Source organism: Pseudomonas sp. HMWF021 (assembly GCF_003061005.1).
Taxonomy (GTDB): domain Bacteria; phylum Pseudomonadota; class Gammaproteobacteria; order Pseudomonadales; family Pseudomonadaceae; genus Aquipseudomonas.
Genome location: NZ_QAIK01000176.1, coordinates 1 through 19731 on the forward strand (window position 1 = coordinate 1; position 19731 = coordinate 19731).

Sequence of the window (19731 nt, forward strand, 5' to 3'; positions counted from 1 at the left end):
TTTTTCAGCGCCGGTGAGGCCCCCATCGCTGGCAAGCCAGCTCCCACAGGTTTCAGGGGTGTATCCAGAATCTGTGCTCACCACGGACACTGTGGGAGCTGGCTTGCCAGCGATTGGGGCCGGCAAAACCACCACAAAACTCAACGGCGCTCCTGATTCCTCGGCCAGCTCAGACTGAAACAAGCACCACCCAGACTCTTGCTCTTGTTGATCAGCGCCCGACCGTCATGCCAGTGGATGATCCGCCGCACAATCGACAACCCCAGCCCATGCCCGCCCGACGCCCGGGTACGGCTGTCGTCCAGACGCAAAAACGGCGTGAAGATGCGCTCCCACGCTGATTCCGGCACACCCGGCCCGTCATCTTCGACATCCACCCGGCAGCGCAACTGCCCGACCTGATAACTCACCGTGACTTTCGAGCGCGCATGGCGCATCGCGTTGCTCACCAGGTTCTGCAATGCCCGGTGCAGGAAGCGCGGCTCGGCCTCGACCCAGGCGCCATCGTTGTCCGCAGCCGACAGGCACAACCCGCGCTGCACCGTGACCTCGGCGCGCAACGGCGCCAGCTCTTCGATCACCTGATTGACCAGCGCATCGAGGTCGATGCGTTGAAAGGTCAGCGCTGGCGAACCCTGCTCCAGCCGCGCGTAGGTGAGCATTTCGTCCACCAGCTTATCGAGGTCCTCGATATCGTGATCCATGCCCTCGCGGTACTTCTCCAGCGCCTGCGGGGTGGTCGCCGAGCCGATCATCTCCAGGCCGAAACGCAGGCGCGCCACCGGTGTACGCAGTTCATGGGACACCGCACGCACCAGTTCGCGCTGGATCGCCAGCAACTGCTGCAAGTGCTCGGCCATGCCGTTGAATGCCGATGCGAGACGCCCCACCGAGTCCGCCCCTCGTGCCGGCACGCGGGTTTCCAGGCTGCCCTTGGCAATGCGCGTGGCTGCCGCCTCAAGGCCACGCAAACGCCGTTCGAGCTGACGCACCAGCAGATAAACGATCAGACCGATCAAAGTCAGACCGAGGGCGGCGATCAGCACCAGCCATTGCGGCGGGTACGGATTCATCTGATACAGCGGGCCGATCTCCAGCACCCACGGCGTGCCGACCATGCCGGCAAACACCCGGATCGAGTCGCCGCCCTTGCCCAGCGCCATCACCGTGTCGCCTTCTGACACGCGGCGGCTCTGGTCTTCATCCATGTCGGCCTCGTTCACCGTGACCAGTCGCAGATCAAAACCGAAGCCCTTCTCTTCCTTTAATTGCGCCAGCCGCTTGGGTTGTTCGCCCACTGGAAAACGCACCAGTTCATCGGCCAGCAAATAAATAGTCGCGCGGGCCAGTTGCTCACTGATCTGCTGCACGTCGCCGGTGAGCACCAGTTGTTCCTTATCGCTGACCAGTCTGTAGACTCGCGCCGCATGCGGGCCTGTCTGCTCCACCAACGCTTGGCCGCGCTGCACCCGGGCGCGTTGAGAGAGATCCAGATCAGTCTCGGAAAATTTCTTCAGTGCCAGCGGAATCCCCAGCAGCCGCTCCCACACCAGCAACGCCCGATGGCGCTCGGTTTCGTTCATCGGCTGCAGGTTGTCCGCCATCAGTGAAAACGTGCCGTGGGCCAGGCGCTCGCGGTACTGCTCACTGCGCACCTGATTGAGCAGATGCAGCGCCAGCACCCCAAGCACCGCCACCAGAATCAGCGCTGCGCACATGCCACCATAGATGCGCAGGAAGATCGAGTTCACAGGGCCAGATCCACGCAGGCTTCAGGAACGAACAGATAGCCTTTGCTGCGCACGGTCTTGATCAGGCGCGGATGATCGGGGTCGTCGCCGATTTTCGGGCGGATGCGCGAGATGCGCACATCGATCGAGCGATCCTGGCCGTCGTAACCGATGCCGCGCAGCGCGGTAAAAATTTCTTCGCGGGAGAGGATCCGCCCGGCATTCGATACCAGCAGCCAGAGCAGATCGAATTCGGCGCTGGTCAGTTCGATGCCGTTGTCACTGAGCCAGGCTTCACGCAAGGCGTTATCCACCACGAGAGGGCCGAATTGCAGGCGACGGCTTTTTTCCGCGACCGGCTCGGCGGCGTCACTGCGGCGCAGCAAGGCTTGAATCCGTGCCAGCAATAACCGTGGACGCACGGGTTTACACACATAATCGTCGGCGCCCAGGTCCAGCCCCTGGATCTGGTCGGCATCGTCGGTGCGCGCGGTGAGCATCAGGATCGGCCCGTCATAACGGTCGCGTACCTTGCGGCAGATGCTCAGACCATCTTCACCGGGCAGCATCAGGTCGAGGATCACCAGGTCCGGCTGCTCCTTGATGATTCGCGCCGCCGCCAGCGCACCGTTGCCCTCGATGTCCACGCGCAATCCATTGGCTTGCAGGTATTCGCGAGTAAGTTCGGCCAGACGCTGGTCGTCCTCGACTATCAATACCTGCCAGGCTTCTTGCTCCACCAGTGACCTCTGCTTGCTGTTGTTATTAATAAGGCAGAAACGCATTGCCCCCTGTAGGAGCTGCCGCAGGCTGCGATCTTTTGACTTTAAAAAGCAAGATCAAAAGATCGCAGCCTGCGGCAGCTCCTACACAGGTGCGCGGTTGCCCGCAGATTCGGATCCTCCGGTCTTTTTGTCATCTTTGGGGAGGATAAGAATGGGTAAACACCGCCCGATTGTATAAACGGCGTACAGCCAGAACACAAGTCGGCAAATGCGTTCGGACACGGCGGTTTTTTGTGATAGGGTTCGCGCCCTTAAAAATCCGCTGAAGCGTTTTTCCCGAGTGAAAAACAGTGACAAACGGTCTAGCTCAGCAGGTTCGTGGCCTACACGCGAATCAGCCCTTTCGCACACAATTTACGCACAGGTTTATCCACAGGCTATACGTTGCAATACGCCCCCGAAACGCATTATCTTGTAGCCCGTGCGCAAAAAAACCCTACATGTAGGGGTTGGCGCTAAAAAACCAAACACAAACCGGACAGTGAATTCAAGGCTTTTTATTGCCATTGTCGGGTTGAACCAAACGTATTTTCAGAAGCCCAAACCGCGCCTGCGGATGGCTACCGTTTTTCGGTCGACCACGACGATAACGGTACGGGTGTTGCAGTGACGAATCTGCTCCCCGAAAGGAATGCGGTTTCACGCGTAAAGCGCGAACCGAAGACTTCGGCATGGAAGCGGCGCCCACAAGGCCCCCTTCCTGAACTGTCCCGAAGTCGTTATGCCCGGCGCGTGCCGGTTGTAGTGCTTCAGGACGGAACGGTGGGCACCTTCATGGTGCCCAAACAAACATAGAGAACGTGGAGACACCCATGCAAACCGACACAACTCGCGAGAACCCGCAGGGCACCTTGCCGCAGGCCGCCGATTCGAATTCGGATCTGGCCGCCACCGCGCCTGGTCAACTGCGCGTGATCAAGCGTAATGGCACTGTCGTTCCTTACACCGATGACAAGATCACCGTCGCTATCACCAAAGCGTTTCTCGCAGTTGAGGGCGGCACCGCTGCCGCTTCGTCGCGAATCCACGACACCGTTGCCCGCCTGACCGAACAGGTCACCGCGACTTTCAAGCGTCGCATGCCGTCGGGCGGCACCATTCACATCGAAGAAATCCAGGACCAGGTCGAACTGGCCCTGATGCGTGCCGGCGAGCAGAAAGTCGCTCGCGACTACGTGATCTACCGTGACGGCCGTTCGAAAGAACGCGCTGCCCACGCTCCGGTAGAAGCTGCGGTCAACGCGCACCCGTCGATCCGTATCACCCGTGCCGACGGCAGCCTCGCGCCGCTGGACATGGGCCGCCTGAACACCATCGTTACCGAAGCCTGCGAAGGCCTGGCTGAAGTCGACGGCGACCTGATCCAGCGCGAAACCCTGAAAAACCTGTATGACGGCGTAGCCCTGAACGACGTCAACACCGCACTGGTGATGACCGCACGCACCCTGGTTGAGCGTGAGCCGAACTACTCGTTCGTTACCGCCCGCCTGCTGATGGACACCCTGCGCGCCGAAGGCCTGGGCTTCCTCGAAGTGGCCGAAAGCGCCACTCACCACGAAATGGCCGACCTGTACGCCAAGGCGCTGCCGGCCTATGTTGCCAAAGGTATCGAGTTCGAACTGCTGAACCCTGTGCTGGCCACCTTCGACCTGGAAAAACTGGGCAAGGCGATCAACCACGAGCGCGATCAGCAATTCACCTACCTGGGCCTGCAGACCCTGTACGACCGTTACTTCATCCACAAGGATGGCGTGCGTTTCGAACTGCCGCAGATCTTCTTCATGCGCGTGGCCATGGGCCTGGCGATCGAAGAGAAGCAGAAAGAAGACCGTGCGATCGAGTTCTACAACCTGCTGTCGTCCTTCGACTACATGGCTTCGACTCCGACCCTGTTCAACGCCGGTACCCTGCGTCCACAGCTGTCGAGCTGCTACCTGACCACCGTTCCGGACGATCTGTCGGGCATTTACCACGCGATTCACGACAACGCCATGCTGTCCAAATTCGCTGGCGGCCTGGGCAACGACTGGACGCCGGTTCGTGCTCTGGGTTCGTACATCAAGGGCACCAACGGCAAATCGCAAGGCGTGGTTCCGTTCCTGAAAGTAGTGAACGACACCGCCGTAGCCGTTAACCAGGGCGGCAAGCGCAAAGGCGCTGTGTGTGCCTACCTGGAAACCTGGCACATGGACATCGAAGAGTTCATCGAACTGCGCAAGAACACCGGTGATGATCGTCGTCGTACCCACGACATGAACACCGCCAACTGGATCCCTGACCTGTTCATGAAGCGTGTCTTCGATGACGGCAAGTGGACCCTGTTCTCGCCTTCCGAAGTGCCGGACCTGCACGACCTGACCGGTAAAGCCTTCGAAGAGCGTTACGAGTACTACGAAGCCCTGACCGAGTACCCGGGCAAGGTCAAGCTGTTCAAGACCATCCAGGCCAAAGACCTGTGGCGCAAAATGCTCTCCATGCTGTTCGAAACCGGCCACCCGTGGCTGACTTTCAAAGACCCGTGCAACCTGCGTAGCCCGCAGCAGCACGTCGGCGTGGTTCACAGCTCGAACCTGTGCACCGAGATCACCTTGAACACCAACAAGGACGAGATCGCCGTTTGCAACCTGGGCTCGATCAACCTGCCGAACCACATCGTCGACGGCAAGCTGGACACCGCCAAGCTGCAACGCACCGTGAACACGGCCGTGCGCATGCTCGATAACGTGATCGACATCAACTACTACTCGGTGCCGCAAGCGAAGAACTCCAACTTCAAGCACCGTCCGGTCGGTCTGGGCATCATGGGCTTCCAGGACGCTCTGTACCTGCAGCACATCGCCTACGGTTCCGACGCCGCCGTCGAGTTCGCCGACAAGTCGATGGAAGCGGTCAGCTACTACGCGATCCAGGCATCCTGCGACCTGGCTGACGAGCGTGGCGCGTACGAGACGTTCAACGGTTCGCTGTGGTCCAAAGGCATCCTGCCGCTGGATTCGCAACAGATCCTGATCGAACAGCGCGGCCAGAAGTACATCGACGTTGACCTGAACGAGACCCTGGACTGGGCACCGGTTCGCGCCCGTGTACAGAAAGGCATTCGTAACTCCAACATCATGGCCATCGCACCGACCGCCACCATCGCCAACATCACCGGCGTATCGCAGTCGATCGAACCGACCTACCAGAACCTGTATGTGAAATCGAACCTGTCGGGCGAATTCACCGTGATCAACCCGTACCTGGTTCGCGACCTGAAGGCTCGCGGTCTGTGGGACTCGGTCATGATCAACGACCTGAAGTACTACGACGGTTCGGTTCAGCAGATCGAGCGCATCCCGCAAGAACTCAAAGAGCTCTACGCGACCGCGTTCGAAGTGGACACCAAGTGGATCGTTGACGCCGCCAGCCGTCGTCAGAAGTGGATCGACCAGGCCCAGTCGCTGAACCTGTACATCGCCGGTGCATCGGGCAAGAAGCTCGACGTGACCTACCGCATGGCCTGGTACCGTGGCCTGAAAACCACTTACTACCTCCGTGCCCTGGCCGCAACCAGCACCGAGAAGTCGACCATCAACACCGGCAAGCTGAACGCTGTTTCCAGCGGCGGCAACCACGGCGACGATTCGGTTCTGGCCGCTCCGGCAGGTCCAGCTCCAGTGCCAAAGGCTTGCGCGATCGACGAGCCGGATTGCGAAGCTTGCCAATAAGCTGAGCTGAATCAGGCGTTGCGAGACGCCTGATTCCTCCAGGCAAAAGAAACCCCCGACAGACTTCCGGTTTGTCGGGGGTTTTCTTTTGTCTGGAATAAAAATCGAAGCAAAAAAACGGCGAAACCTGAAAGCAGGCTTCGCCGTTTTTCTGTTGTCGCTAGTTAATCATCACACCGTGAATGCTTCAGACATTGCCTGTCCAACAACCGGAATGGTGAAGGATTCACCGTTGTTGGTGTAGAACTTCTCGATGGTATTGGCGCCCGCATTCCAGTCCTTCAGGAATACACCGGAATTCAGATTGCCGCTCTGGAAATCCGCTTTATTGAAGATATAGACTCCCAGGTCATTGGACTTGAGTACGACGTCACTGAACGTCTGAATATTCTTCAGGGTAACCGTGTCGTTGCCCGAGCTGCCCTCATCAAAAATCGCCACCATGGTTTTTGAGGACACGAAGTACTGATCGCTTCCTTCACCACCATAGCCATCACCCGACGCGCTCAGGTACAACTTGTCGTTACCCGCTCCGCCACGCAGCTCGTAGCCATTACCGATAGCTATCAGCTCGTCATCGCCATCGCCACCATCGGCGATACCGGAAACGACGGTGATCTTGTCATTGCCGGCATCCCCGTAATAGATCGAACCAACGTCGCGCACGTAGCCAGAAATGTAGTCGTTACCATTGCCGCCGTGAATGATATCTGCTTGATTGTCGGTCGAGGACACGCCCGTCAATGCACCGGTAATGGTAAAGCTATTGCCGTAGAGGATGTCATTGCCGTCACCTCCGTCGATGATATCGTTACCGTCTCCGCCCTCAATCATGTTGGCCAATGCGTTACCCGTCAGCGTGTCGTTGAACGCGGAACCGACCAGGTTATCGATGTTGCTCAACACATCGCCTTCGGCATCGCCCCCGGTGCCAGCACCGGTCAGCAGGCTCACCTGAACCGCGGCAGCGCTGTTGACGTACCACGCGGCATCACCGCGCCCCACGCCCGTCAGCACATCCGCACCGCCGCCGCCAACAAAACTCTCAACCGCGCCGGCACTACCAGTGAAGGTGTCCGCATAACTGGAGCCCTGAAAGGCTTCAATGGAGGTGTACACATCTCCCGCACCAGCCCCCGTCACAAGAGGAGCACTGAGATTGAAGGTAACGCCCTCGGTTTCATAAGCAAAACTCAGGAAATCGACACCGAGGCCACCATCAAACCGATCCGATCCAGCACCGCCAATAAAGATATCGCCATTATTGGAACCGTTGATTTGCTCGATACCGCTGTAAGTATCCCCGGCAGCCGATCCGCCATTGGCAACGCCGGTTTTGGTGCTGATAACCACCGAACCGCTGTCGGCATAACTGGCGATATCAAAACCTGCCCCGCCAATCAGTTGATCCGCACCCGCACCACCATACAGAGTGTCATTGCCTGCACCGCCGGTGATGATGTTGTCGCCGGCGTTACCGAAACCGATGAAGTTACCGGTGCCGGTATAAGTCAGACGCTCCACTTCTGCGTTCAGGGTGTAGTTGACCTGATTGGTACGGACCTCATCGTCCCCCTCACCCGTCAGTTCGTTGACCAGTACCGAACCTGTGCCGGTGGCAAAGTAGACGTCATTACCCAGGCCACCACTGAATGTCATGGTTCCGGCCGTAACCGTGAACTGATCGTCGAAGACTGTCCCGATAATGTTCTCGAAATTGCTGAACACATCGCCCTGCGCATCGCCACCGACGCCCGTGCCGGCGTTATTGGCGACCGTCATGACGACAGCCTGGGCAGAACTGGAGTAATCCAGCTTGTCGGCGGTTCCAGCAGCACCATCAAGGACATCGGCCTGGGCACTTGCAACGAAGATATCGTTGAAGGATGAGCCACGGAACGTTTCGATTCCGGAAAAAGTGTCCCCGGCCGCAATCCCGGTGTGTACGCCGGTCTTGAGGTTCAGCGTCACGCCAGCACCGCTGTAATCGTCCTGATAGCTGACAGTGTCCGTGCCGGCCCCGCCGATCAACTGGTCCGCACCGCCACCCCCCATAAGCAAATCATTGCCGCTGCCGCCAGTGATGACGTTGTCGCTCGCATTGCCCCGGCCGGTAAAAGTGCCATTGCCAACACCGGTATAGGTCAGGCGCTCGACATTGTTTGCCAGTGTCACGTCGGCCTGACTGGTACGTACTTCGTCATACCCGCCGTCGACGCCCTCAATGACATTCAGGGTGTAGTTACCGTTGACAATGTAGACATCGTTGCCCGCACCACCGGTGAACGTCATCGAGCCCGCGGTAAGGGTGAACTGATCATCCTGGGCGGTCCCGATGATGTTCTCGAAGTTGCTGAACACATCGCCCTGCGCATCACCGCCACTCCCAACGCCACCGCCATTGGCGACAGACATGACGATGGCTTGCGCAGAACCGGAATAATCCAGCTTGTCGACGCCGCCGGCACCATCGAGGGTATCAACAGCAGAACTGGCAACGAACGTATCGCCATTGGCTGAACCACGGAAGGCTTCAATACCGGAGAAGGTATCCCCGGCCGCTATTCCAGTGTGCACACCCGTTTTCAGATTGAGCGTTACCCCTGCACCACTGGCATCATCCTCATAACTCACGGTATCGATACCAGCACCACCGATGAGCTGGTCAGCACCTGCGCCACCCGACAGCACATCATTGCCTGCACCACCGGTGATGATGTTGTCGCTGGCATTACCGCGCCCGGTAAAATTGCCGCTACCGGTATAGGTCAGACGCTCGACCTCTGCGTGTAACCCGGCACTGATCTGACTGGTACGCACCTCGTCATCGCCGCCGCCTGCCACTTCAACGATATTGAATCCGCCCGTGCCGTCGACGACGTAGACATCGTTGCCAGCGCCACCAACAGCCACCGTGAGGCCTGCATTGACAGTGAACCGATCGCCGTATGCCGAACCGATAACCCACTCCATGTTACTGAACTGATCACCCTGAGCGTCGCCTCCCAAGCCTGTACCGGCGCCATTGGCGACGGTGATGTTGACTGCCTGATCGGAGAGGGAATAGTCTAGTTTGTCCAGACCACCCGCACCATCCAGAATGTCGGCGCCCGTTCCGGCGAAGAAGGTATCGCCATAGGCTGAACCACGAATGGCCTCGATGCTGTAGAAGGTATCGCCCTGAGCCAGACCGGTATGCACACCTGTCTTCAGATTGATGGTGACACCGGCACCCGTCCTTTCATCTTCATAACTCGCGGTGTCCATACCGGCGCCGCCAATGAGCTGGTCAGCACCTGCGCCGCCGATGAGCACATCATTGCCGGCGCCACCAGAAATGATGTTTTCGCCCGCGTTACCACGACCGGTGAAGTTGCCCGTGCCCGTGTAGGTCAGGCGTTCGACGTTGGCTGCCAGGGTCATGTCAGCCTGGTTGGTAAAAAGCTCGTCAATACCGCCGCCAGCAGCCTCGATAATGGCGCCGTTGAAATAGCCATTGATGATGTAGACGTCATTACCCGCCGCGCCATTCAACGACAGCCCACCGCCATTGAGGGTGAAGGTATCGTTGAACGCGGAGCCGATCACGGTTTCCACGTTGATGAACGAATCCCCTTGAGCGTCACCACCAGTGCCTGTGCCCGCATTCACCGCGGAAGACAGAATGCTGATGGCTTGGGCAGAGGTCGAATAGTCGAGAATATCGCCACCCTGAAGACCGTCGAAGCTATCAGCAGCAGCGCCGCTGACAAAAGTATCGCCGTAGTTGGTGCCCTTGTAGAGCTCGATACCGGAGTAGCTGTCGCCCAAGGCAATACCTGTGTTTACACCGGTTTTGAGGTTCAGGGTCACGCCGATGCCATTCACGACTTCTTCATAGCTGGCGATATCGAAACCGGCACCGCCAATCAACTGGTCAGCCCCTGCACCACCCGTCAATACGTCGTCACCCGCACCGCCGGTGATGATGTTGTCACCTGCGTTACCGACACCCTTGAAGTTACCCGTACCCGTGAAGGTCAGGCGCTCGACGTTGGCCGCCAGATACGAGGTGTTCTGTGTCGTGCGAACTTCGTCGTCACCACCGCCGAAGGCTTCGATGATGCCGGCGTTGGTATTGCCATTGATGATGTAGACGTCATTGCCCGCGCCGCCATTGAGGGTCAGTCCACCACCGGTGAGGGTGAATGTATCGTTGAAGGCCGAACCGATGACAGTTTCCACGTTGGTGAACGTATCGCCCTGAGCGTCACCACCCGTGCCAGTGCCCGCTCCAGCAACGGCCGAAGTAATACTGATGGCCTGCGCCGAGGTTGAGTAATCGAGGACATCGCCGCCCTGCAGGCCATCAAAACTATCGACTGCTGCACCGCTGACGAAGGTGTCACCGTAGTTGGTGCCCTTGTAGAGTTCGATACCGGAGTAGCTGTCGCCCAAGGCGATACCTGTGTTTACACCGGTTTTGAGGTTCAGGGTCACGCCGATGCCATTCACGACTTCTTCATAGCTGGCGATATCGAAACCGGCACCGCCAATCAACTGGTCAGCCCCTGCACCACCCGTCAATACGTCGTCACCCGCACCGCCGGTGATGATGTTGTCACCTGCGTTACCGACACCCTTGAAGTTACCCGTACCCGTGAAGGTCAGGCGCTCGACGTTGGCCGCCAGGTACGAGGTGTTCTGTGTCGTGCGAACTTCGTCGTCACCACCGCCGAAGGCTTCGATGATGCTGGCGTTGGTATTGCCATTGATGATGTAGACGTCATTGCCCGCGCCGCCATTGAGGGTCAATCCACCACCGGTGAGGGTGAATGTATCGTTGAAGGCCGAACCGATGACAGTTTCCACGTTGGTGAACGTATCGCCCTGAGCGTCTCCACCCGTGCCAGTGCCCGCTCCAGCAACGGCCGAGACGATACTGATGGCCTGAGCCGACGTTGAGTAATCAAGGACATCGCCACCCTGCAGGCCATCGAAGCTATCGGCGGCGGCGCCACTGACGAAGGTATCCCCCCAATTCGTACCCCTGAAAACTTCGATGTCAGTGAACGTATCACCCTTGGCGGCACCGGTGTGTACACCCGTCTTGAGGTTCAGCGTCACCGGGATGACGTTGGTCACATCCTCATAACTGGCGATGTCGATCCCCGCGCCTCCATTGATCTGGTCGGCCCCCTCCCCGCCCATCAACACATCATTGCCGGCGCCACCATTCAAAATGTCATCACCGGCAAAGCCACGTATCTGATCATCACCCGCGGTACCCACCAGGGTATCTGCCGCGTTGGTGCCATTTATAACTGCCATTACATCTTCCTTGTGTTGTGTGTCGAAACTACGCAGAAACGCCAGACGCTCCGGGGTTGACCCTCTCTGAAGGTGTACTGGGTTTGATTATTTGTGAGGTTGAGCAGGCGAGGCAGTGTTTTTTATGACATCCGTTTCCGAGCAGCCTGTCGCTGCAATGTGAGGCAGACCGTACGAAAATTTGACGAGCACCGCTTGTTACTCGTGGCCTCAGCAAGTTCCACACCAGACGAGTCGACGAACGGTAGAGAATTGAAAAATCAAATGCCGTTTACGCAAAAAAAAAACCGACGCACCAGGGCGTCGGTTTTTAGTAGAGCCAGCTCCCGCAATCAGGTCATCTGAATGATGGTCTGCATGATGGTGCTCTGAGTCGAGATGGTCTTGGCATTCGCCTGATAGTTGCTCTGGCCCTTGATCAGGTCCACCAGCTCGTTGGTCAGGTTAACGTTCGACTCTTCCAGCGAGTTGGACGCGATCGAACCCAGCGTTCCGGTTTCCGGCGCATCGTAACCCGGGATACCCGAGGCGAAAGTCTCTTTCCAGCTGGTACCGCCGACTGCCTGCAGACCTTGTTCGTTGGTGAAACTGGCCAGCGCAACCTGGCCGATGGCCTTGCTCTGGTTGTTGCTGAAGTTGGCGAACAGCGTACCGGTACCGTCGATGGTCAGGTTGGTGATCTGGCCAGTGGCATAACCATCCTGAGTCGGAATTGAACGCGCGGTATCAGCGTTGAACTGAGTGGTCTTGGCCATGGAAATGGTCACGCCATTCGAGTTGGCAGCCGCGCCGTTAGGCGTGAATTTGCCGTTAGTCACGGTACCCGGCACCCAGCCGGTCAGCTTCAAGTCACTGCTGATGATCGGCTTGGTCGAATCTGCCGGGTTAGGCGTGCTGACCTGAGTGAGATTGCCAGAGCTGTCGAAGGTCAGTGTCGAAGCAACCGGAGGAGTGGCAGGATCGCTTGGATCGCTACCGGTAGCGTCCGGATTGCGCCCATCCACCAGGGTGTAAACCTTCCAGGTATTGTCATCAGTCTTCACAAAGTACTGATCCATGACGTGCGAATTGCCCTGAGTGTCATAGATCGGGGTACTGAACGACTTGGTGTACGTCGCAAGCTTGGTCGGATCGAACACGACAGCGTTGGCGCCCGTATCGACGATTTTTGTTGCCGACGAGTTCAGGTTGATGGTCGAGGTCACCAGCGAAGTCGACTTCGGCGCGAGGTTCGATGTGTCGATCTTCAGGTCGGTCAATACGCCGTTGATGATCTTGCCATTGGCGTCCACACCGTAACCTTGCAGGCGCGAGGTGTAGTCGGTGTTGGTGATGAAACCGTTGTTGTCGACCTTGAACGTACCAGCCCGCGTGTAGGTGATCGAGCCGTTGTTGCTCATGGTGAAGAAACCGGAACCGTTGATGCCCATGTCCAGCACGTTACCGGTGTTGTTGATGTCACCCTGAGTGAACTGCTGGGAGACGTTGGCCAGGCGCACACCGTTGCCGATGACCTTGCTGCCGCTGCCCAGGCGAGTGGCCGAGTAGACGTCTTCGAATTCTGCACGGGACGATTTGAAACCGGCGGTCGCGACGTTGGCGATGTTGTTGCCGGTCACGTCCAGTTGTTTGTTGGCTGCATAGAGACCGCTAAGGCCGATATTGAAAGACATATTCCACTCCTTTGTGCCGGTTAGTCGGCTCTATATACCAATGGTTTGTACTTTGGACAGGGCAACGGTGCCCTTGCCGGACAGGTTGAGCATCAGCTCGCCGCCGGTCTGGCTGATCGTGACACTGGTGACCGTCGCTGGCAGGTAGGTCGCCAGGTCGGTGGAGGTGCCATTGATCGATGCGTTGGCCTTGACGGTATAAGTACCGGCCTTGACCAGATTGCCGTCCTTGTCCTTGCCGTCCCAGGTGAAGCTCGCGTTGCCTGCAGCGCGACTGCCCAGATCGATGGTGCGAATCGCAGTACCGCTGCTGTCGGTGATGGTGACCGTGCCGCCGGCAATCGATGACGGAACGGTGACCGAACCGGTCATGCCCTTGCTCGGGTCGTCCATCTGCACACTGTTGGTCTGTACGATCACGTTGCGACCGACCAGCGACGACGCCTGCAAGGCTTGCGAGGAGTTGTAGTTGCCGGCCAGCGAACTGACGGTGCTGTTGAGGGTGGTGATGCCCTCAAGGCTGCTGAACTGCGCCAACTGCGCAACGAAGGCGCTGTTGTCCTGCGGGTCGAGCGGGTTCTGGTTCTTCAACTGGGTAACCAGCAGTTGCAGGAACGCGTCCTTGCCCAGGGCCTGGCCGCCGGTGGAGCTGTTCGTGGCCGAAGCAATGCCATCGGTGGTCGAACCGGTCTTCTTCGACGAGTTCGCCAGGATGTCCTTCATGCTCAGGCTGCTGGTGGTATCGGTAACGCTCATGGCAGTCGCCCCTTATTACTGACCGAGGGTCAGTACCTTCTGCATCATGGTTTTGGCGGTGTTCATCATTTCGGCGTTGGTCTGGAACGACCGGCTCGCGGAAATCATGTCAGCCATTTCTTCCACCACGTTGACGTTCGGGTAGTAGACGTAGCCCTTGGCATCAGCGGCCGGATGGTTCGGCTCGTAGCGCGCTTCGAGGTTGCTCTGGTCTTCGACCACGCCGAGCACCTGCACGCCCTGCCCTGCTGCGTCCTGGCTCTGGAACAGCGAGTTGCTGCCGCTGTTCTGGCCGCCCTGGAACATGGTGGCGAATACCGGGTGACGGGCACGGTAGGTCTGGTCGATGCTGGAAGAGACGGTTTCGGCGTTGGCGATGTTCGAAGCCACGGTGTTCAGACGCGTGGTTTGTGCGCTCATGCCGCTGCCGGCAATGTTGAAAACGCTGGACAGGGACATGGATTACTCTCCGCGCAGGGCTGAGACCAGCCCTTTGAATTTGCTGTTGAGCAGGGTGAAGCTGGCCTGGAAGCCGACTGCGTTTTCCGCGTAATTCGACTGCTCAAGCTGAGCATCAACGGTGTTCTGGTCGATCGAAGGCTGCATCGGCGTGCGATACATCAGCGACTCGTCGCCATTGCCCACGCCTTCAGCTTCGATGTGACGACTGTTGGTCATGTTCAGGGCGATGGTGCCGTTGGCGTTCTTCTGGGTCTGTGCTTCGAGCACTTTGGAGAAGTCCAGATCCCGAGCCTTGTAGTTCGGGGTATCGGCGTTGGCGATGTTGTTGGCCAACACTTCGGCACGCTGGGCGCGGAAGCCCAATGCCTTTTCGTGAATGCCGAGCGCTTTATCGAAGCTGATGCTCATGTCGGGAACCTTCGGGTGACCGGTTTTTCGTACCTGAGCTTTAGCAAGCCGCGTGCCAATGCGAAAAACCCCCGAAAACCGGGGCTTTGCGCGGCATCGGCAATGCGGCAATGCCAGAAAAGCGGCAAACGGCTTCCGCTGAATGCCGCTTTTCTGCCGCTTGCCTCCGCCTGTAGGAGCTGCCGAAGGCTGCGATCTTTTGATCTTGTTTTTTAAGATCAAAAGATCGCAGCCTTCGGCAGCTCCTACAGAGGGGATGTGAGAGGCATAAAAAAAGGCAGGCCTTTGCGGGCCTGCCGTTTTTTGCTGTTGCCGATGCAATCATTTGGCCTGGTAAATGATCCCCGGGCTGCACTGAACCATCTGGTAATGATCCGGCAAACCGTTCAGCGCTTCGGAAGCGCCAAGGAACAGGTACCCGCCCGGTTTCAGCGTGCTGTGAATGCGCAACAGGATGTCTTTCTTCACCTCGGCGGAGAAGTAGATCAGCACGTTGCGGCAGAACACGATGTCGAACTTGCCCAGGCTCGCGTAGCTGTCGAGCAGGTTGAACGAACGGAATTCCACCCGGTTCTTGATCGGCGCCTTGATCACCCAGCGCCCCGGCCCTTTCGGGTCGAAGTAGCGCTGCAGACGATCGGCGGACAAACCGCGGCCGATCGCCAGGCTGTCGTACTCGCCGGTCTTGCAGTTGGTCAGCATGCTGCCGGACAGGTCCGTGGCAACGATCTGCACGCCCATCTTCAGCTGGCCGAGGTTGCTGCGCTCGAACTCGTCGATCGACATCGACAGCGAATACGGTTCCTGACCCGACGAGCACGCCGCCGACCAGATCCGCAGACGCTGGTTGGGACTGGCCTTGATCGCCTCGGGCAGTACCTTGTTCTTCAAGACTTCAAACGGATAGGTGTCACGAAACCACAGGGTTTCGTTGGTCGTCATGGCATCGACCACCTGCTCGCGCAAACCGCTGCGCGGCTGGGTCTGGATGCGCTGTACCAGCTCACCCAGGGACTTGATGCCTTGCTGCTCCATCAGTTTGTTGAGACGGCTCGAGACCAGGTACTGCTTGTTTTCACCGAGCAAAATGCCACAGGCTTTTTCCAGGAAGACCCGGAACTGTTCGAAATCCAAATTACCCGTAGACAATGATGCCGCCTCTTAAATCGTGTTGACCGCCAGGGGCAGAAGGCCCCTAGCTGATATCTGCTGCTTTGATCCGGTCGACTACCCGGGATGCCAGGTCATCAGGACGGAACTTGGCCAAAAAGTCATCGGCACCGACTTTCTTGACCATCGCCTGATTGAATACCCCCGACAACGAAGTATGCAGGATGATATGAAGCTTTTGCATGCGCGGGTCGTTGCGGATTTCCGCCGTCAGGGTGTACCCGTCCATCTCCGGCATCTCGATGTCGGAAATCATCATCAGGAACTCTTCTTCCGGCTTCTTTCCCTCATCGACCAGCTTGCGCAGGTAATCCAGCGCCTGCTTGCCGTCGTTCAGCGCCACCACTTCGACACCGACCGTCTGCAGGCAACGCGTGACCTGCTTGCGCGCCACCGACGAGTCATCGACCGTCAGCACCCGCAGCGACAACGCCTTGCTTTGGGTTTCGACATCGACCACGCCGACCGAAATCGCTTCCGGCGTCGGCGCGACTTCCGCCAGCACCTTCTCGACATCGATGATTTCGACTAACTGATTGTCGACCCGAGTCACAGCGGTCAGGTAGTGATCGCGCCCCGTGCCCTTGGGCGGCGGATGGATCTCTTCCCAGTTCATGTTGACGATGCGCTCCACCGAGCGGACCAGGAACCCCTGGGTCTTGGTGTTGTACTCCGTGATGATCACGAACGGACTGTTCTTGTCTTTCAACGCTCCGGAACCGGTCGCCATTGCCAGATCAAGGATCGGAATGGTCGCCCCCCGGATATTCGCCACCCCGCACACCACAGGACTGGACTTGGGCATCAACGTCAGCGACGGGCATTGCAGCACTTCCCGCACCTTGAACACGTTGATGCCGTAGAGCTGCTGACCGTCGAGACGGAACAACAGCAGCTCCAGGCGATTCTGCCCTACCAGTTGCGTGCGCTGGTTCACCGAATCCATTACACCAGCCATGCCCAGACTCCTACATCAACGCCAAGTGTTGTTGCGACGCACATTCATTGCTAAACGGCACGGCGCTTGCTTTTTAACTCGTATGAACGCTCAAACGACATTTTTTCGACGCCTGACCTCCCGCACCCGCAAAGCGCTGTGCGCGGTGTCTGCCGTCTGCTTGTTTTTCGCTGGCAGCCCTGCCGGTGCTGATACGGTTACCTTGCCTGACATGCTTATCGGCGTCACTCAGGGCTTTCTTGAGTTCACCGTAGAAGACTATCTGGCTACCAGTCAAACGGAAGGCCGTTACGAAATCGAGGTCAACCAGCTCGACCCGCGTATGCGCATGCCTATGTGCGACAAGGAATTGACAGCGTCACTGGAGAGTCCGGCACGTCCGCTGGGGCGGGTAACGGTCAAGGTCCGCTGCGAGGGAAGCTCGCCCTGGACGGTGTTCGTGCCCGCTCAAGTCCGCCTGTTTCGCGAGATTGTCACCACCACCCGTCCACTCAAACGCGCCGGGATTATCGGGCCGCAGGACGTGACCTTGCGTGAACGCGACGTCAGTCAGATCAATCAAGGTTTTTTGACGTCGGTAGACGAAGCGATCGGACAGAAATTAACCCGACCAACGGTCGCCGATCAGGTGATTACCCTCGTGCACATGGAACAGGCCGAAGTGGTGCGCAAGGGTGATCAGGTCGTCATCACCGCCCGCAGCGGTACGCTTGCCGTGCGCATGCCCGGTGAAGCCCTGGCCAATGGCGGTCTGAAAGAACAGATCCGTGTAAAGAACCTCAATTCCAACCGGGTGATCAAGGCGCAGGTCATCGCGCCGGGCCAGGTGGAAGTGGCCATGTAAAACGCTCAAGGAGAAAACTGGCGCCGACCCCGACGCTTCCCTAAACTGTGCCCAGGCGAGACACGCTTCGGCGCATGCAGCTCATTGCAAAGTGAGCCTAAAGTTTTCCAGGGAATGGCCGAGAACATGGCAAGCGTCCAAATTCCCAGAGGTTTTTAACATGGTCATCGATTTCAGCCGTTTGAACAGCTCCTCGTCACTTACGGGCAGTACACGTACCAGCAACGCCAAGGAAACCGCCGAAACCGGCACCTCCGCGCCGCTGAATACCCCGGCCGAAACGGCCAGTACCGCAAAAAGCGGGGAATCGGTACACCTCAGCAATGAGGCTCAACAGTTGCAGAAGGTCACTGACAAGCTGCGCGATCAGCCTGCCGTCGACAAAGCCCGCGTGGCCGAGTTGAAAGCAGCGATTGCCGATGGCAGCTATAAAGTCGACAGCAACCGTGTAGCCAGCAAACTGCTCAACTTCGAAGCCCAGCGCTAGGCTTTTTGCCTGCGCCAGGCTTTTGGACGCTTAGAACCCAAGGCCAGCCATGCACGACACTAATTTATTGCAACTGATCACCGACGACTTTGCTCCAGCTCAACAATTGCTGGAGTTACTGCAAACCGAGTCCCTCGCCTTGCACGGTCGCGACATGCCCTTGCTCGAAGATATTCTGGCGCGCAAACAGGCATTGATCATTCTGCTTGAACAGCATGGCCGCAAGCGCAGCGAAATCCTTGCCAGCCTCAACCTGCCGCTCGACCGTCAGGGCCTGGAGCAACTGGCCAGCCACTCCAGTATTGGCGACCAGTTGCTGTCCCAGAGCGATGTGCTGACCGACCTGATTGCCCAGTGCCAGGCAACAAACGTCAAGAATGGCCAGTCGATCCAGATCCAGCAGGCCGCTACGGCCAATCAACTGAAAATCCTCACCGGGGGCGAGCCGCCAGCGTTGTATGACGCCACGGGCACTTTCGCCAAACCCGCCAAGCCGCGTACGCTCAGCCAGGCGTGAGCCATTCGATGTGCCTGCACTATCAACACGCGAAACATGCTGGCAAAATGCTGGCTAGTCGTAGTCAAATTTTGTCTGGAGATTGAGAAAACGTGCCAAACGCCCTAAGCGCGGATGATACTCCGCAGCCACCAAAGGTGCTGACCACGCCCCTGGAAATCTCCAGCAACCTGCGCCAGCTGCAAGAAAGCCACGATCCGCTGATCATCACTTTCCATGAACGCAGTCAGCGCTTTCAGAGCTACCTGATCAAGGTCGACCGCGAAACCGCCACCATCGCCCTGGATGAAATGATCCCGCGCGACGGTGAACGCTTCCTGCTGGCTGGCGAACCGTTCAAGGTCGAAGGCTTCCACGAAGGTGTGCGCATCGCCTGGGAATGCACTGGCACGCTGGACATTCAAGAATCGGATGGCGACCGTTTCTACACCGGCGAGCTGCCGAGCGAAGTGATTTACCACCAGCGCCGCAACGCCTTTCGCGCAGCCCTGAAGCTGACTGACCTGGTCAGCGTCGAACTTGGCGGCGAAAAGCTCAAGGCGCCGATCAACGGCAAGCTGCTGGATATATCCGCCACCGGCTGCAAGCTGCGCTTTGAAGGCGACATCACCGACCGCCTGCAACTGGGCCAGGTCTATGACCGCATGATCGCCACCCCGCTGTTCGGCAATCAACCCATCTCGGTCGAACTGCGTTATCTGCATTTCGAAGAAAAGCTCAACATCACGTTTGCCGGCCTGCGCTTCCACAACATCAGTGGCCAGGCGGCGCGCAACGTCGAGCGCTTCGTTTATCAGCTGCAACGTGAAGCTCGCCGGTTCGATAAAGACGATCTGTAATCCGCGTGCACAATGAAAAAGGGCAGTCCCTGGCGGGACTGCCCTTTTTTATGGCGGAAATTTTTCTGCCAGCACCGAACACCTG

At 58.2% G+C, this 19731-nt stretch carries 14 protein-coding genes; 5 read left to right on the forward strand and 9 right to left on the reverse strand.

The window, feature by feature from the left end; genetic code table 11:
- Nucleotides 1–140: 140 nt before the first annotated feature.
- The gene (locus tag DBR18_RS25265; RefSeq protein WP_108592361.1) at nt 141–1751 is read right to left on the reverse strand and encodes an ATP-binding protein; all 1611 of its coding nucleotides are present in this window, start codon (nt 1749–1751) and stop codon (nt 141–143) included.
- Complete coding sequence (locus tag DBR18_RS25270; RefSeq protein WP_108592362.1) at nt 1748–2470, reverse strand: response regulator; 723 nt, start codon at nt 2468–2470, stop codon at nt 1748–1750. The genes DBR18_RS25265 and DBR18_RS25270 overlap by 4 nt, the downstream gene beginning before the upstream one ends.
- A gap of 857 nt (nt 2471–3327) precedes the next feature.
- On the opposite strand from DBR18_RS25270, the gene DBR18_RS25280 reads away from it, so the two are divergent.
- Nucleotides 3328–6222: a ribonucleoside-diphosphate reductase subunit alpha gene (locus DBR18_RS25280; protein WP_108592364.1), complete on the forward strand. Its 2895-nt coding sequence runs from the start codon at nt 3328–3330 to the stop codon at nt 6220–6222.
- A gap of 171 nt (nt 6223–6393) precedes the next feature.
- Here DBR18_RS25280 and DBR18_RS25285 read toward each other — a convergent pair whose 3' ends face one another.
- The 7 genes from DBR18_RS25285 to DBR18_RS25320 form a co-directional block, all read right to left on the reverse strand.
- Nucleotides 6394–11532 (reverse strand): calcium-binding protein, encoded by a 5139-nt coding sequence (locus tag DBR18_RS25285; RefSeq protein ID WP_108592365.1) that lies wholly within the window; start codon nt 11530–11532, stop codon nt 6394–6396.
- A 332-nt stretch (nt 11533–11864) separates the two neighbouring features.
- Nucleotides 11865–13205, reverse strand: a complete 1341-nt coding sequence (flgE, locus tag DBR18_RS25290) for a flagellar hook protein FlgE (protein ID WP_108592366.1) — start codon at nt 13203–13205, stop codon at nt 11865–11867.
- Between the two features lie 30 nt (nt 13206–13235).
- Nucleotides 13236–13961, reverse strand: coding sequence for a flagellar hook assembly protein FlgD (gene flgD / locus DBR18_RS25295; RefSeq protein ID WP_108592367.1), 726 nt, complete (start codon nt 13959–13961; stop codon nt 13236–13238).
- Nucleotides 13962–13976: 15 nt separating this feature from the next.
- A complete protein-coding gene (gene flgC, locus DBR18_RS25300; protein ID WP_003227217.1) occupies nt 13977–14420 on the reverse strand; it encodes a flagellar basal body rod protein FlgC in 444 nt (147 codons plus the stop codon).
- A gap of 3 nt (nt 14421–14423) precedes the next feature.
- Nucleotides 14424–14831, reverse strand: coding sequence for a flagellar basal body rod protein FlgB (gene flgB / locus DBR18_RS25305; protein ID WP_108592368.1), 408 nt, complete (start codon nt 14829–14831; stop codon nt 14424–14426).
- Between the two features lie 321 nt (nt 14832–15152).
- The gene (gene cheR, locus DBR18_RS25315) at nt 15153–15980 is read right to left on the reverse strand and encodes a protein-glutamate O-methyltransferase CheR (RefSeq protein ID WP_007963053.1); all 828 of its coding nucleotides are present in this window, start codon (nt 15978–15980) and stop codon (nt 15153–15155) included.
- A 46-nt stretch (nt 15981–16026) separates the two neighbouring features.
- Entirely contained in the window at nt 16027–16959 is a 933-nt protein-coding gene (locus DBR18_RS25320) for a chemotaxis protein CheV (RefSeq protein WP_007963055.1), read from the reverse strand.
- An 82-nt stretch (nt 16960–17041) separates the two neighbouring features.
- On the opposite strand from DBR18_RS25320, the gene flgA reads away from it, so the two are divergent.
- The 4 genes from flgA (at nt 17042) to DBR18_RS25340 (ending at nt 19646) form a co-directional block, all read left to right on the forward strand.
- Nucleotides 17042–17803, forward strand: coding sequence for a flagellar basal body P-ring formation chaperone FlgA (flgA, locus tag DBR18_RS25325; protein WP_108592370.1), 762 nt, complete (start codon nt 17042–17044; stop codon nt 17801–17803).
- A gap of 160 nt (nt 17804–17963) precedes the next feature.
- Nucleotides 17964–18290: a flagellar biosynthesis anti-sigma factor FlgM gene (gene flgM, locus DBR18_RS25330; protein WP_064588763.1), complete on the forward strand. Its 327-nt coding sequence runs from the start codon at nt 17964–17966 to the stop codon at nt 18288–18290.
- A gap of 49 nt (nt 18291–18339) precedes the next feature.
- Nucleotides 18340–18807 carry a flagella synthesis protein FlgN gene (locus tag DBR18_RS25335; RefSeq protein WP_108592371.1) on the forward strand — a complete coding sequence of 156 codons (468 nt, stop codon included), beginning with the start codon at nt 18340–18342 and terminating at the stop codon, nt 18805–18807.
- 92 nt (nt 18808–18899) lie between these two features.
- Nucleotides 18900–19646, forward strand: a complete 747-nt coding sequence (locus tag DBR18_RS25340; protein ID WP_108592372.1) for a flagellar brake protein — start codon at nt 18900–18902, stop codon at nt 19644–19646.
- Nucleotides 19647–19731: the final 85 nt, after the last annotated feature.

Excerpts from the sequence above, each read along its gene's own strand:
- flgM (WP_064588763.1), top strand. The coding sequence starts at position 17,964 with ATGGTCATCGATTTCAGCCGTTTGAACAGCTCCTCGTCACTTACGGGC.
- DBR18_RS25320 (WP_007963055.1), bottom strand. The coding sequence starts at position 16,959 with ATGGCTGGTGTAATGGATTCGGTGAACCAGCGCACGCAACTGGTAGGG.
- flgC (WP_003227217.1), bottom strand. The coding sequence starts at position 14,420 with ATGTCCCTGTCCAGCGTTTTCAACATTGCCGGCAGCGGCATGAGCGCA.
- DBR18_RS25280 (WP_108592364.1), top strand. The coding sequence starts at position 3,328 with ATGCAAACCGACACAACTCGCGAGAACCCGCAGGGCACCTTGCCGCAG.
- flgE (WP_108592366.1), bottom strand. The coding sequence starts at position 13,205 with ATGTCTTTCAATATCGGCCTTAGCGGTCTCTATGCAGCCAACAAACAA.
- flgD (WP_108592367.1), bottom strand. The coding sequence starts at position 13,961 with ATGAGCGTTACCGATACCACCAGCAGCCTGAGCATGAAGGACATCCTG.
- DBR18_RS25285 (WP_108592365.1), bottom strand. The coding sequence starts at position 11,532 with ATGGCAGTTATAAATGGCACCAACGCGGCAGATACCCTGGTGGGTACC.
- flgA (WP_108592370.1), top strand. The coding sequence starts at position 17,042 with ATGAACGCTCAAACGACATTTTTTCGACGCCTGACCTCCCGCACCCGC.
- DBR18_RS25335 (WP_108592371.1), top strand. The coding sequence starts at position 18,340 with ATGCACGACACTAATTTATTGCAACTGATCACCGACGACTTTGCTCCA.
- flgB (WP_108592368.1), bottom strand. The coding sequence starts at position 14,831 with ATGAGCATCAGCTTCGATAAAGCGCTCGGCATTCACGAAAAGGCATTG.